Annotated in this window: 15 protein-coding genes; 7 read left to right on the forward strand and 8 right to left on the reverse strand. The window is 73.0% G+C overall.

Annotated features, from left to right (window positions below):
* Window positions 1-42: 42 nt before the first annotated feature.
* Genes BGO91_RS15855 through BGO91_RS15870 form a run of 4 tightly spaced genes read right to left on the reverse strand, consistent with a single transcriptional unit; the run spans window position 43 to window position 3,131 of the window.
* Window positions 43-1,233: an OmpA family protein gene (locus BGO91_RS15855; protein WP_290473688.1), complete on the reverse strand. Its 1,191-nt coding sequence runs from the start codon at window positions 1,231-1,233 to the stop codon at window positions 43-45.
* A 15-nt stretch (window positions 1,234-1,248) separates the two neighbouring features.
* On the reverse strand, window positions 1,249-2,148 hold the full coding sequence (locus BGO91_RS15860) for a hypothetical protein (protein ID WP_290473689.1): 900 nt from the start codon (window positions 2,146-2,148) through the stop codon (window positions 1,249-1,251).
* Window positions 2,149-2,164: 16 nt separating this feature from the next.
* A complete protein-coding gene (locus BGO91_RS15865; protein ID WP_290473690.1) occupies window positions 2,165-2,518 on the reverse strand; it encodes a hypothetical protein in 354 nt (117 codons plus the stop codon).
* Window positions 2,505-3,131, reverse strand: a complete 627-nt coding sequence (locus tag BGO91_RS15870) for a hypothetical protein (protein WP_290473691.1) — start codon at window positions 3,129-3,131, stop codon at window positions 2,505-2,507. The genes BGO91_RS15865 and BGO91_RS15870 overlap by 14 nt, the downstream gene beginning before the upstream one ends.
* A gap of 274 nt (window positions 3,132-3,405) precedes the next feature.
* On the opposite strand from BGO91_RS15870, the gene BGO91_RS15875 reads away from it, so the two are divergent.
* Both BGO91_RS15875 and BGO91_RS15880 read left to right on the forward strand, forming a co-directional pair.
* Entirely contained in the window at window positions 3,406-4,071 is a 666-nt protein-coding gene (locus BGO91_RS15875; protein ID WP_290473692.1) for an FCD domain-containing protein, read from the forward strand.
* Window positions 4,071-4,883 (forward strand): ATP-binding cassette domain-containing protein, encoded by an 813-nt coding sequence (locus BGO91_RS15880; RefSeq protein WP_290473802.1) that lies wholly within the window; start codon window positions 4,071-4,073, stop codon window positions 4,881-4,883. Before BGO91_RS15875 ends, BGO91_RS15880 begins: the two co-directional genes overlap by 1 nt.
* Before the next feature lie 3 nt (window positions 4,884-4,886).
* On the opposite strand, the gene BGO91_RS15885 is transcribed toward BGO91_RS15880, so the two are convergent.
* On the reverse strand, window positions 4,887-5,831 hold the full coding sequence (locus tag BGO91_RS15885) for an NAD(P)/FAD-dependent oxidoreductase (protein ID WP_290473693.1): 945 nt from the start codon (window positions 5,829-5,831) through the stop codon (window positions 4,887-4,889).
* A gap of 65 nt (window positions 5,832-5,896) precedes the next feature.
* Here BGO91_RS15885 and BGO91_RS15890 point away from each other — a divergent pair, with 65 nt between their 5' ends.
* Window positions 5,897-6,490, forward strand: coding sequence for an XRE family transcriptional regulator (locus BGO91_RS15890; RefSeq protein ID WP_290473694.1), 594 nt, complete (start codon window positions 5,897-5,899; stop codon window positions 6,488-6,490).
* An 11-nt stretch (window positions 6,491-6,501) separates the two neighbouring features.
* Window positions 6,502-7,302, forward strand: coding sequence for an alpha/beta fold hydrolase (locus tag BGO91_RS15895; RefSeq protein ID WP_290473695.1), 801 nt, complete (start codon window positions 6,502-6,504; stop codon window positions 7,300-7,302).
* On the opposite strand, the gene BGO91_RS15900 is transcribed toward BGO91_RS15895, so the two are convergent.
* Window positions 7,286-8,677, reverse strand: a complete 1,392-nt coding sequence (locus tag BGO91_RS15900; RefSeq protein ID WP_290473696.1) for a DUF2252 domain-containing protein — start codon at window positions 8,675-8,677, stop codon at window positions 7,286-7,288. The genes BGO91_RS15895 and BGO91_RS15900 overlap by 17 nt on opposite strands.
* Window positions 8,678-8,828: 151 nt before the next feature.
* Here BGO91_RS15900 and BGO91_RS15905 point away from each other — a divergent pair, with 151 nt between their 5' ends.
* Window positions 8,829-9,122, forward strand: coding sequence for a hypothetical protein (locus BGO91_RS15905; protein WP_290473803.1), 294 nt, complete (start codon window positions 8,829-8,831; stop codon window positions 9,120-9,122).
* Here the strand turns inward: BGO91_RS15905 and BGO91_RS15910 are convergent.
* On the reverse strand, window positions 9,071-9,553 hold the full coding sequence (locus BGO91_RS15910) for a Fic family protein (protein WP_290473697.1): 483 nt from the start codon (window positions 9,551-9,553) through the stop codon (window positions 9,071-9,073). The genes BGO91_RS15905 and BGO91_RS15910 overlap by 52 nt on opposite strands.
* On the opposite strand from BGO91_RS15910, the gene BGO91_RS15915 reads away from it, so the two are divergent.
* Window positions 9,524-10,564, forward strand: a complete 1,041-nt coding sequence (locus BGO91_RS15915) for an ATP-binding protein (protein WP_290473698.1) — start codon at window positions 9,524-9,526, stop codon at window positions 10,562-10,564. The genes BGO91_RS15910 and BGO91_RS15915 overlap by 30 nt on opposite strands.
* Entirely contained in the window at window positions 10,561-11,118 is a 558-nt protein-coding gene (locus tag BGO91_RS15920) for a hypothetical protein (protein WP_290473699.1), read from the forward strand. Before BGO91_RS15915 ends, BGO91_RS15920 begins: the two co-directional genes overlap by 4 nt.
* 24 nt (window positions 11,119-11,142) lie before the next feature.
* On the opposite strand, the gene BGO91_RS15925 is transcribed toward BGO91_RS15920, so the two are convergent.
* Window positions 11,143-11,814, reverse strand: a complete 672-nt coding sequence (locus BGO91_RS15925) for a GAP family protein (RefSeq protein ID WP_290473700.1) — start codon at window positions 11,812-11,814, stop codon at window positions 11,143-11,145.
* Window position 11,815: the final 1 nt, after the last annotated feature.

An 11,815-nucleotide genomic window follows, 5' to 3' on the forward strand; every position in this document is an offset into this window, starting at 1 on the left:
CGAACCGGTGCGGGGCACGCAGCATTCCCGGACCCAGCGACCTCACGCGCAGAGGCCGACGCCCGCCGAGGTCAGGATGACGGTGCGGTTCTGCGCCGCGACGGCGTCGGAGTACGCGCCGCTCGCGTCCGTCTCGGGCCGCCAGCCGCACCAGTCGTGCCCGACGCCGGCGGTCGTGAGCTCGGCCGCTGGCACGCCGAGGCCGACGAGCGCCGTCTTCACGGCCTCCGCCCGGCGCTGCGACAGCGCGAGGTCGGCGGTGTTGCTCGTGGCCTGGTCCTTGGAGGCGGTGCCGGTGATGGTGACGACCTGGCCGTTCTGCTGGATGGCGGGGACCAGCGACGCGAGCGTCTGCTGCGCGGCGGCCGGGTCGGCGAACGTGGCCGTGTCCTTGGTGAAGCGCAGCTCGCTGTCGCGGATCACGACGGGGTGCGACCAGTCCGTCTTCGTGGCGACGGCCTCGACGGGCACCGGCGTCACCGCGGGCAGGCCGGTCGTCGCGCCGCCCGAGGCGGGCTCCGGCAGCAGGGAGAGCGTGCCGCCCGCCGCCTTCACGACGGCGGTCCAGATGGCCTCCAGATTGCTGCGGGCCGGGATGGTGAGCGGCTGCTGATCGCCCGCGGTGTCGCCCATCCCGGACCAGTAGACGGTGACGCCCTTCAGGTCGGTCGGCAGCAGGTTGCGGGAGGTCAGATCGGCGACGACCTGCGCCGGGTCGGCCGAGAGCAGGCCGCTGCCGGCGAAGTCGAGCGGGTCGGTGGTCTGGAGGCCGCTGCCGACGACGAGCACGCCCATCGGGTTCTTCCCGAGGTTGCGGGCGGCCTGGTCGATCGCGCCGAGGAAGTCGACCTGCGGGTTCGCGGCCTTCAGCCCGTCGATGTACTGCGTGATCTGGGTGAGCTTGGTGCGCTGCTCGTTCTGGCACACGATCGCGTCCTGCGCGGTGGAGCCGATGAGCGTCGTGCCCATCACCTGCGGGGTGCCGGAGGGGATGACCACGGTGACGCTGCCGTTGCTCGCGCCGACGGCCTTCAGCTGGCTGGTGCCCGAGGCGGGCAGGGCGGTCGTGGGCGCGTTGGCGGTGCTGCCGGCGACGACGCCCAGGTTGCGCGGTGCGGACTGGTCGCACGCCTGGCCGGACGCGGTCGCCGACGAGCAGGCGGTGAGGCCGGCCGCGAGGGCGAGCACGCCGGCGACGGCGAGAGCGGTGCGGATGCGGGGGAGAGTGGGCACGAGTGCTCCTCGAGGTCAGGGCTGGGCAGGCCAGGCGGGGTGCTCGGCCGGCGGGGTGGAGGCGGCGTGCGCCCCCGGTCCCGCCTCGACCGCGGCGCTGCTGCGCCGGGCCTTGAGCTCGCGGATGATCTGGCTCGTGCTCTCGGGGTCGCGCTCGCGCTGGGCGAGGCGGACGCCGAGCTGCGCGCGCACGACGTCCACCCGGGAGTGGAACGTGACCCGGGCCCCGGTGTAGCGGACCGCGTCGTGCGAGTCGAGCTGGTAGGCGAGGCGGGTGGCCTCGGCGGCGGCTACGGCCTCCCCGCGGAGCTTGTCGCGGTGAACGCGCAGCTGCTCGGCATGCGCGTGCGCCTTCTCGGCCGCGGTGAGCAGCGGCTTGGTCGTCATCCACGCGATCACGAAGCTGACGGCGCCGGAGGTGGCGAGCACGCCGAGCATGAGGAACGCCATGATCGTGTCGGGCGCGGTCCACGAGAACGTGGGCGCGGCGGGAGCGGTGTCGCCGCCGACGAGGCCGGTGAGGCCGCCGGACGAGGACGCGTCCATCCCGGCCTTGATCCGGGCCACGGTGATCGCGGCCAGCAGCGCCGCCCACACCAGGGACAGCGCGATGGCGGCGGGGATCCATCCCCTCGCCATGACGCGCGCCTGCACGCGGCGCAGGATGATCGCGACGGCATGCGGCAGCGTCACCACCGCGAGCGAGATGCCGAGGGTGATGACGTACATCTGCAGGCCGATCGAGCCGTACTGGCTGTCGTTGCGCAGCAGCAGCGTGAGGGCCTGCGAGAGCAGGATGTAGTCCACCGCGAGCATCGCGACGAGCAGCACGTACACGAAGACGTGCGCGACGAGGGAGAGGTGCCCGACGGTCGGGCGGTGGCGGGGCGGGCGGGTGACGATGTCCCTGGCCATGGTCGTCCTTCCTGTCTCAGGCGTAGTTGTGGAGCTGGGGATCGCTCCCGAGCAGACGGGCGTCGAGGCGCTGGGCGGCCTCGTCGGCGCGGAGGATGTCGGCCTCCGTGCGCTCGAGGGCGCTGCGGATGAGCTCCTCGCGCGCCTGCGCCTCGGCGACCCGCGCGGAGCACACCGCGATGTTGCGCGTGCGCTGGCGCTCGAGCTCGGCCGCGCCGGCGCGCTCGAAGGCGGCGAGCTCGTGCTCGAAAACCTCCAGCGTCTCGACGTCGACCGCGTCGCGCAGCCTCCGCAGCCGCCAGAGCATGCGGCGCTTCAGCCGCGAGACGTTCGGGACGCGGTATTCGGTGAGCCGGTCACGCTTGGCCATCGGCGGTTCCCCCTTGCCAGTGTTCGATTGCGTCGGTGCGCGTGGTCAGCCAGTCGGAGCGCCGCAGTTCGGGCGTCCCCTCCCGGCCGGGGTCGCGGTCGACGGCGTCGCGGGGCAGGGCGGCGCGGTAGGCGCCCCAGTAGACCGCGATCTTCTCGTCGGACCGGTCGAAGTGCCGGGCGGCGCGCAGCCGGGCGGCGGTGAAGCGGGCGTGGATGACCGCGGCGAGCTCCTCGGCGCGGCGGTGCCGCCGGGCGATGCGGCGCTCGAGGCGGCGCAACTCGGCGTAGGCGGGACCGTCGCCGACGGCGATGCGGGCGTGGTCGCGCTCGGCGGCCGGGAGGGCGTCGAGCCGGTCGTCGAACGCGTCGAGATCGGTGCGCACGGCCGCGGTGAGGAGCCGGTGCTCCGTCAGCTCGCGGCGCACGCGCCGGTGGAAGCGCTGCTCCTCCCGGCGGGCATAGGCGTTGGCACGGGCCTGGAGCGCCGCGACGGTGGGCGGCGCGCCGGCTTCGGGTGCGGGCGCGCCGCGCAGCGCCTCGGCATCGTGCCGTGCGCGTTCTTCCAGGCGGCGCCGGGTCAGCGGACCGACCCTGAGCGGCTGCGTCGTCATAAGGGGGGAGCGTAAGGAGGGGCTCTGGGGGAAACCCATGCGGCGGTCGAACGTTTCCTGAAAGTGACCGAACCGTGACCTCCCGGTGTCGCAGCCGTCCCGGCCCCCGCCTCGTGAGAGCCGAATGTAAAGAAACGGTAAGAGCACCCTGAATCCGCGGTGGAACGGGGACGCCGTGCCCGCTGCCCCCGACGACCTGATGCCTCTGCTGTCCCGCCTGGTCACTCCTCAGACAAGCTGACAAGGGAGGCGCCCCGTCGGATACACTCGGCGCATGCCCGTGCTCCGCGCCCCGCTCGCAGACCAGGCCGCCGACGCGCTCCTGGAGCGCATCCGTGCGGGTGAATGGACCCTCGGCCAGAAGCTGCCGGGCGAGACGACGCTGGCGCCGCAGCTCGGGGTCGGCCGCTCGACGGTGCGGGAGGCGATCCGCCAGCTGGCGGGGCGCGGCGTCCTCCAGTCCCGTCAGGGGTCCGGGGTGTTCGTCACCGCGCTCGACGCCCCGGAGGACTGGGATGCCGTCCTGCGCCGGGCCGACATCGTCTCGGTGATCGAGGCGCGCATCGCGATCGAGTCGGAGGCCGCCGCGCTGGCCGCCGAGCGCCGCACCCCGCAGCAGCTGCGCGCCCTGCGCCGCGCCCTCGACGCCCGCAGCCGGCTCGGCGCGGAGCTCGAGGCGCACGTGGACGCCGACACGGCGTTCCACCGTGCGATCGTCGCCGCCGCCCACAACGACATCCTCGCCGAGCTGTTCGACGGGTTCGTCCCGCGGCTGCGTCAGGCGATGGTGGAGATGCTGCGCCTGCGTCCGCTCGCCGACGAGGACGCGGACCACGAGGCGCACCGCGCCCTGCTCGACGCGATCGCCGACCGCGACGCCGTCTCCGCCTCCCGCCTCAGCCGCGACCACCTGACCTCGATGAAGGAGCGCCTCTCGTGATCTCGCCCGACGCCCCCGCCGTGCTCGAGCTGCGGGAGGTGACGTTCCGGCGCGACGGGACGCACATCCTCGACGGCATCGACCTGACCGTGCGCGCCGGCGAGCACTGGGCGCTGCTCGGCCCGAACGGGGCGGGCAAGAGCACCGTGCTCGGCTTCTGCGGCGCGCTCACCTTCCCGACCTCCGGCACCGTCGACGTGCTCGGCCGCCGGCTGGGGCGGGTGGAGCTGCAGGAGCTGCGCCGCCACATCGGGCACGTGAACCCGCGGCATCCGGTCCGCTCGCCCCTCACCGTCACCGAGGTGGTGCTCACCGGCCTCACCGGCACCCTCGAACCGCCGATGCGGTGGGAGGCCACCGCCGCCGAGATCGCGCGAGCCCATGTGCTCCTCCACTCCGTCGGTCTCGACTCCCGCCGCGATGCCCGCTGGCCCACGCTCTCCCAGGGGGAGCGCGGCCGCACCCTGATCGCCCGCGCCCTGATCGCCGACCCGCAGCTCCTGCTCCTCGACGAGCCGACGACCGGCCTCGACGTCGCGGCGCGCGAACAGCTGCTCGAGACGATCGACGGCCTCGCGCACACCGCGCCCGACCTCGCGTCCGTGCTGGTGACGCACCACCTGGAGGAGCTGCCCGAGACCACCACGCACGCGCTGCTGATCTCCCACGGCCGCATCGTCGCCACCGGCCCGATCGAGCAGGCCGTCACGACCGAGACCGTCACCCGGGCGTTCGAGCACGCCATCCGCGTCGAGCGCGCGGAGGGGCGCTGGAGCGCCCGGGCGGTGCGGGAGCGGGCGACGGCCGGGTAGACCTCAGCCCGCGCGCCGCTCGACGACGGCGCGCTCGACGTCCTCCTGCACCAGCTCCATGTTGAGCTGTGCGGCGGCGAAGGCCGCGCCCGCGGCGGCGGCGCCGACCTGGGCGAACGGGTCCGTCACGTTGCCGGCGGCCCAGACGCCCGGGACGGCGGTGCGGCCGGCCGGGTCGGCGGGCAGGTGCTCGCCCATGCCAGACGGGTGCTCCGCGATCGTCAGCCCGAGGCCGGCGGCGAAGGGGAGCCGCACGAGCGACGGCGACGCGATGGCGATCGTCGCGCGCGGCACGACGCTCCCGTCCTCCAGGCGCACGCCGGTGACCCGGCCGTCGGTCGACTCCAGGACCGCGACCGCGCCGTCGACCACGCGGATGTCACGCGCGGCCAGCTGCTCGCTCTCGTCGGCGCCCGGCACGGGGAAGCCGTTCGTGAACAGCACGACGTCGTCGCTCCACTGCCGGAACAGCAGGGCCTGGTGCACGGCGCGCGGACCGAAGGCGAGTACGCCGATGGCGGTGTCGCGCACCTCCCAGCCGTGGCAGTAGGGGCAGTGGACGACGTCGTGCCCCCAGTGCTCGCGCACGCCGGGGAGGTCGGGGAGGTCGTCCACGAGCCCGGTCGCGATGAGCAGCCGGCGTGCGCTCAGCTCGTCGCCGCCCGCGGTCACGACGAAGCCGTCGCCGTCGGCGCGCGCGTCCGTGACGGTGGCGCTCCGGACTTCGCCGCCGTATCGGCGCACCTCCGCGCGGCCCTGCGCCGCGAGCTCGGCGGGCGGCACGCCGTCCCGGGCGAAGAGCCCGTGCACCGCTGCGGCGGGGGCGTTGCGGGGCGCCCCGGCGTCGAGCACCAGCACGGTGCGGCGAGCGCGGGCGAGCATGAGCCCTGCGCTCAGTCCGGCGGCGCCGCCGCCGATCACGATCACGTCGAATCCCTCGTTCTGCATGGTCCGATCCTCAATCCGGTCCTCCACGCTGGCAAATATCCTTGCCGGAATGGCAAAATCGAAGGATGAGCGACGACCGGGACCACGCCCTCGACGGCGTCGGCACGCGGCTCCGCACCCTGCGGACCAAGCGCGACCTGACGCTGACCGACCTCTCCGAGACCACCGGCATCTCGATCAGCACCCTCTCCCGTCTGGAATCGGGGACGCGGCGGCCGACCCTCGAACTGCTGCTCCCGCTCGCCCGCGCGCACGGGGTGACGCTCGACGACCTCGTCGATGCACCGCCGACCGGCGACCCGCGCGTGCACCTGCGTCCGCAGCGGCTCCACGGTCGCACGGTGGTGCCGCTCACACGCCGACCCGGCGGCATCCAGGCGTACAAGATGGTCATCCCGGCCGGCCCCGACATCCCCGAGCCGGATCCGCGCACGCACGAGGGCTACGAGTGGCTCTTCGTGCTCAACGGCCGGCTGCGCCTCGTGCTCGCCGAGCACGACCTCGTGCTCGAGCCGGGCCAGGCCGCCGAGTTCGACACGCGCGTGCCGCACTGGTTCGACCGGGCGGACGGGGAGAGCGTCGAGTTCCTCAGCCTCTTCGGCAAGCAGGGCGAGCGGATGCACGTGCGGGCGCGGCCAGTCGGAGGCACGGCGGACTAGGCTGTTCGTTCGTGCCCGACTACGCCATCGCCGACGACGGGGCGCGCATCGCCTTCGCCGAGCGGGGGACCGGCGTCCCCGTCCTCCTCACCGCCGGCCAGGCGACCGGGATGCACGGCTGGGGGCCGTTCGCCGACGCGCTGGCGGAGGACTTCCGCGTCATCGTCTTCGACCATCGGGGCATCGGCGCGAGCGATCTCGGCGACGCGGGGCATTACACGACGCGTGCGTTCGCCCAGGATGCCGTCGCCGTGCTCGACGCGGCCGGCGTCTCCGCCGCCCACGTGGTCGGTCATTCGATGGGCGGCCGCGTCGCCCAGTGGCTCGCCGCCGACGACCCGGAACGGGTGCGCCGCCTGGTGCTCATCGCGACCACGGCGAGCGACCGATCGGGCAAGAAACGCGACCCGGCCGTGATCGCCGACCTGCTCAGCGGCGACCGGGCGCGGATGACGCCGCTGTTCTTCGACGCCGACTGGGCGCTCGCGCATCCCGAGGTCGTGGATGCGTTCTTCACCCGCGTCGCCACGCGCGAAGCCCTCCGCGGTCACTTCGCCGCGAGCCGGGACCACGACGCCCGGGAGGTGCTGGCCGCGATCCGCGCCGAGACGCTCGTGCTCCACGGCGACCACGACGCGCTGACCCCGCTCGCCCAGGCGCGGCCCCTCGCCGAGGCGATCCCGCACGCCACCCTCCGCGCCTTCGATGCCGGCCACGGGCTGCACCTCGACACCCCGGAGGTGGTGGAGGCGGTGCGCGCGTTCCTGTTCCCGGTGCCGCCGCCGCGGGCGAGCGTCAGGCCGCGACCGTGAACCGTCCGTCGCGGGCGGCCTCCACGAACGCGGCGTAGTCCTCCTCGGCCTGATCGGCGTAGGCCGACGACCACCGGGCCACGGCGCGCGGGAAGCTGTCGCCCGAACCGAGATACCCGGAGACGAAGGCCGCCTTGGGCGACCGCGCGTGCGCCCGCGCGAGCACCACCGCGCAGATGCGCGCGTAGTCCCTGAACTGCGCACCGTTCATCGCCGGGATCTCGAACGACGCGTTGCGGTTGCGGAACAGCCGCAGATAGAAGGTGAAGCCGCCCTCCTTCAGGAACCCGAGGAACGGGTCGGAGACGGCCTGCAGGATCCGCTGGCACGCCACCACGCGATAGCCCTGCTGTTCGGGGAACAGCGCCGGGTCGAGGTAGCCCGGCAGCGGGGTGACGCCGCCGAACTGCTCCACGACGGAGGCTCCGGCCTCCTTGAGCTGGAGGATGAGCGTCTCCTCCGCCGGGCCGCGCAGCGCCAGGATGAAGCACCGCGTGCCGACGCTGCCCACGCCGACGACACGGCGGGCGACATCCAGCAGCCGGTACTGCGAGAGCAGCAGGGCCACGTTCGGCGGGACCGTCTCGCGATAGCGGTGGAAGGCCGCGTCGGCGAGCGCCCGGATCTCGGGTTCCGCCCGTTGCAGCACCGGCGGCCGGTCGACGAACCGCATCCCTCCGGCGCCGTCGTCCTCGAGTGCACGCCGGACCACGCGCTGGCTGGTGCGCTTGCCGGAGGCGACAGCGACCTCCTGGATCATCCGCACCGTGTCCGGCTGCAGCCGGCGCCGGCGCTCGTTCACCGAGGTCGGCCGGAAGTAGCGCTCGCGCAGCGTGCTCTTCAGGGTGCGGGCGAGCCAGTCGCGATAGCTGGCCGCGGCCTCCTCCGCGATGCCGACGAGCTCCTGCTCCGGTGCCCCGAGCGAGCGACCCGCGACGACGACGCTGCAGAGCAGCCGCTTCAGGTCCCACTCCCACGGACCGACGGTCGCCTCGTCGAAGTCGTTGATGTCGAACACCATCGCGTTCTCGGGGGAGCGGAACATGCCGAAGTTCGACAGGTGCGCGTCGCCGCAGACGACCACCTCGGCGCCGGTCGTCGGGCCGGTGGCCAGGTCGGCCGACTGGATGGCCGCGGTGCCGCGGTAGAACGAGAACGCGTCGGTGCCCATCCGCTGCACCCGCAGGTCGACGAGCCACTGCAGGCGCGCCTCGTGCTGCGTCGCGAGGATGCCCAGCGGGTCACGGCCGGGGGACGGGCTGTACTCGGCGTGCGCGGAGCGCGGGACGCTCTCGCGCATCCCGCGGCCGGCCTCGCGGAGTTCGTCTTCGTCGAGCGGCGTCTCGGCCCGGTAGCCGACGGTGTCGATGTCCATGCTGCACCCTCCTCGCGTCGTGGCGAGCCGCCGGCGCGCGTCGGGATGCGCTCGCGGGCGCGCTCAGCCTAGTGCCGGGGCGGCCGATAGGTTAGACCCCGTGGAGGACTGGATCGAGCACCGCCGGGCGGACGGCGAACGCGTGGGCTGGATGCGCCCGGAGGGCGAGGGATTCGTGCCCGTCGACCTCCTGGGCCGCGAAGTCTCGGGCGCCGTCGACTGGCTCACCGCCGAGGAGACGCTCGACGGCATCGGGATCGGCTACCTCGCCGACCTCTACGAACTGCGCCTGGACGACGGCAGCTGGCTGCGCGTGCGCCTGGCCGAGGTCTCGCCGAACCGCATCGTCGCGAAGCAGGACGACTTCGGCGCGGTGGGTGCGCCGCAGCTGTACTACACGCTGCCCTTCCCGCTCCCGGAGACGCTGCGACCGCTGTCGCGCTGAGGCGCCGTGAACCAGACCGCGAGCCGCCGGGCGATCGCACCGATCTCCTCGATCTCCCCGGCAGCGACGGCCGGGATGAGGTCGAACTGCGCGTCCTCGTCGTACCGCTGTTCGCAGCCGTTGAGCTGCAAGAAGAGCACGCAGAGGACCCATCCGGTGCGCTTGTTGCCGTCCAGCAGGGCGTTGTTGCGCAGGAGCGAGTGCAGCAGCGCCGCGCCCTTCGCGTGGACGTCGGGGTAGGCGTCGCGGCCGAACAGGGTGGCCGCCGGCCGTGCCGGGTCTGGTGCGCCGCGCGCCGCGCTCGTAGCATCGCGGGGGACGGGGAGGCTCCCGGGAATGGACGCGACGCGATGATCCCGCTGACGATCGGAACCCTGGTGGAGGCGCCGGAGCGCCCCGCCGTGATCGACGCCTCCCGGTTCAACCGGCACACGTTCTGGTGCGGGCAGAGCGGGTCGGGCAAGACGTACGCCCTCGGCGTCGTGCTGGAGCAACTGCTCCTCGAGACCGAGCTGTCGATGGCCGTCCTCGACCCGAACGCCGATTTCGTGCACCTGGCCGAGACCCACGACGACGCCGATCCGGAAACGGCCGCTCGGTATGCCGATGCCGACATCCGGGTGTTCCACAGCAGCACGATGCAGGAGCCGCAGCTGCACACGCGCTACGTGGATCTCAGCGTGCGATCGCAGGCCGCCGTCGGGCGTCTGGACCCGATCGAGGACGAGGAGGAGTACAACGCCCTCCTGCATCTCGACAAGAGCGCAGCGCACTTCGAGAAGAGCGCCTTCCTCGACGCGCTGTCGCGCTCCGACGACCCGGCCCGACGGCGTCTGGGACTTCGGATCGACAACCTCGAGATCCTGGACTGGCCGCTCTGGTCGTTCGGCCGCGCCTCCACGGTCGACGCGCTCGACGAGCGTCCGCGGGCGACCGTCCTCGATGTGGGCGGCTTCTCGCACGTCAGCGAGCCGCAGGCGGCCGCCCTGTGCGTGCTGGAGCATCTCTGGGAGCACCGGATGGACCGCCGCCCGCTGCTCATCGTGATCGACGAGGCGCACAACTTCTGCCCGCCCACCGCCCGCAACGACATCGAGCGCCAGCTGACCGAGCAGATCATCCAGATCGCCGCCGAGGGGCGGAAGTTCGGGCTGTGGCTGTTCCTCTCCACGCAGCGCCCGTCGAAGATCCACCCGAACGTGCTCTCGCAGTGCGACAACCTCGGGCTGATGCGCATGAACGCTCCGCGCGACCTCGCCGAGATCGCGGACGTGTTCGGCTTCGTCCCGTCGTACCTGCTCGAACAGTCGCCGACGTTCCGCAAAGGCGAGGCGCTCTTCGCCGGCGGGTTCTCGGACGAGCCGCAGCTGGTGCGGGTGGGGCGCCGGCTCACGGTGGAGGGTGGCGGCGATCTGACCGTGCAGGCGAGGGCGGCGGGATGAGCGGCGAGCCCGACCCGTCGATGGACCTGAACCAGTCCGACGACCAGACCGTCCGCGTGCAGCGCGCCCTCTGGCGGCACTGGGGCACGCCGGCGGCCATCTACGGGACCATCGTGTACGCGAGCGTCGTGGCCGCGTCGTCGCTCGAGGACGACCACCCCGACTCGGCCCTGCGGATCCTGGCCTTCAGCCTCATCAGCATCGTCGTGTTCTGGCTCGCCCACGTGTACTCGACCGCGCTCGGGTTCCACGGCGATGCGGCCCACGTGCGGGACCGCCTGCGCGACTCGCTGCGGCATGCCATGGCGGAATCGGCCGGGATGCTGGAGGCTGCGGTCATCCCGAGCGTCCCTCTGCTGCTGGCGACGCTGGGCGTGCTGGACGCCGAGACGGCCGTCACGATCGCGCTCTGGCTGGCCGTGCTCATGCTGGCGCTTCTCGGCTACCTGGTCTTCCTCGTCCGAGGCCGACCGATCGGGATCTGCCTCCTCGGTGCCGTGGTCACCGGGCTGTTCGGGGTGCTCGTGATCCTGTTGAAGATCGCCCTGCACTGAGGCCGCGCCTGTCGCATCCCTCCCTCAGAACGCCGCGATCCCCTTGCCGATGAGAACCACGCCGATCACGAGCAGCAGCACCGACATGACCGTCGCGTTGTTGCCGACGAGCCAACCGCGGAGGGAGTCCAGCGGCCCGCGGATGCGATCCGCGGCCAGCAGGTAGCCGATCACCGGGATCGCGACGGAGCTGGCGGCGACGATCACGAAGATCACGATCACGACGATGTCCGCGCCGACCGACAGCCCGGCCGTGCCGATCGCGACGCCGGCGCCGGCGGCGAGCAGCAGGTTCTTGGGGTTCACCGCGGCCAGGATGAACGCGAGGCCGAGGCTGCGCCCGGCCGTCATCTGGTCGATGGCGGCCATCCACTTCGGCAGCGCCGCGGTCTCGCCGGGCTTGGGCCGCGAGCGCCACTGCCGCAGCGCGAGGAGGAGCAGGAGCACGCCCAGGACGATCTTGATCGTCCCGCCGATCGGCTGCGACGCGTCGGGGTCGGCGGCCGGGATGAGCCCGGACAGCAGGGTGAAGACGACCACCGCCACGATGATGCCGAGCAGCCACCCGAGCAGGAAGCCGACGCTCGTGCCGCGCGCCTTCGGCGACAGCAGCATCAGGATCGCCGCGATGATCGGAATCGGGCTGATCGCGATCCCCAGTGCCAACGGAAGCGTGTCTCCGATCGCTCCACCCATG

This window comes from Leifsonia sp. 71-9, from assembly GCF_001898805.1.
Classification (GTDB): domain Bacteria; phylum Actinomycetota; class Actinomycetes; order Actinomycetales; family Microbacteriaceae; genus Leifsonia.

What these genes read in the sequence shown, in the direction of transcription:
- BGO91_RS15860 (WP_290473689.1), bottom strand. Translation starts at nt 2,148, where the DNA reads ATGGCCAGGGACATCGTCACCCGCCCGCCCCGCCACCGCCCGACCGTC.
- BGO91_RS15865 (WP_290473690.1), bottom strand. Translation starts at nt 2,518, where the DNA reads ATGGCCAAGCGTGACCGGCTCACCGAATACCGCGTCCCGAACGTCTCG.
- BGO91_RS15870 (WP_290473691.1), bottom strand. Translation starts at nt 3,131, where the DNA reads ATGACGACGCAGCCGCTCAGGGTCGGTCCGCTGACCCGGCGCCGCCTG.
- BGO91_RS15875 (WP_290473692.1), top strand. Translation starts at nt 3,406, where the DNA reads ATGCCCGTGCTCCGCGCCCCGCTCGCAGACCAGGCCGCCGACGCGCTC.
- BGO91_RS15885 (WP_290473693.1), bottom strand. Translation starts at nt 5,831, where the DNA reads ATGCAGAACGAGGGATTCGACGTGATCGTGATCGGCGGCGGCGCCGCC.
- BGO91_RS15890 (WP_290473694.1), top strand. Translation starts at nt 5,897, where the DNA reads ATGAGCGACGACCGGGACCACGCCCTCGACGGCGTCGGCACGCGGCTC.
- BGO91_RS15900 (WP_290473696.1), bottom strand. Translation starts at nt 8,677, where the DNA reads ATGGACATCGACACCGTCGGCTACCGGGCCGAGACGCCGCTCGACGAA.
- BGO91_RS15905 (WP_290473803.1), top strand. Translation starts at nt 8,829, where the DNA reads ATGCGCCCGGAGGGCGAGGGATTCGTGCCCGTCGACCTCCTGGGCCGC.
- BGO91_RS15920 (WP_290473699.1), top strand. Translation starts at nt 10,561, where the DNA reads ATGAGCGGCGAGCCCGACCCGTCGATGGACCTGAACCAGTCCGACGAC.
- BGO91_RS15925 (WP_290473700.1), bottom strand. Translation starts at nt 11,814, where the DNA reads ATGGGTGGAGCGATCGGAGACACGCTTCCGTTGGCACTGGGGATCGCG.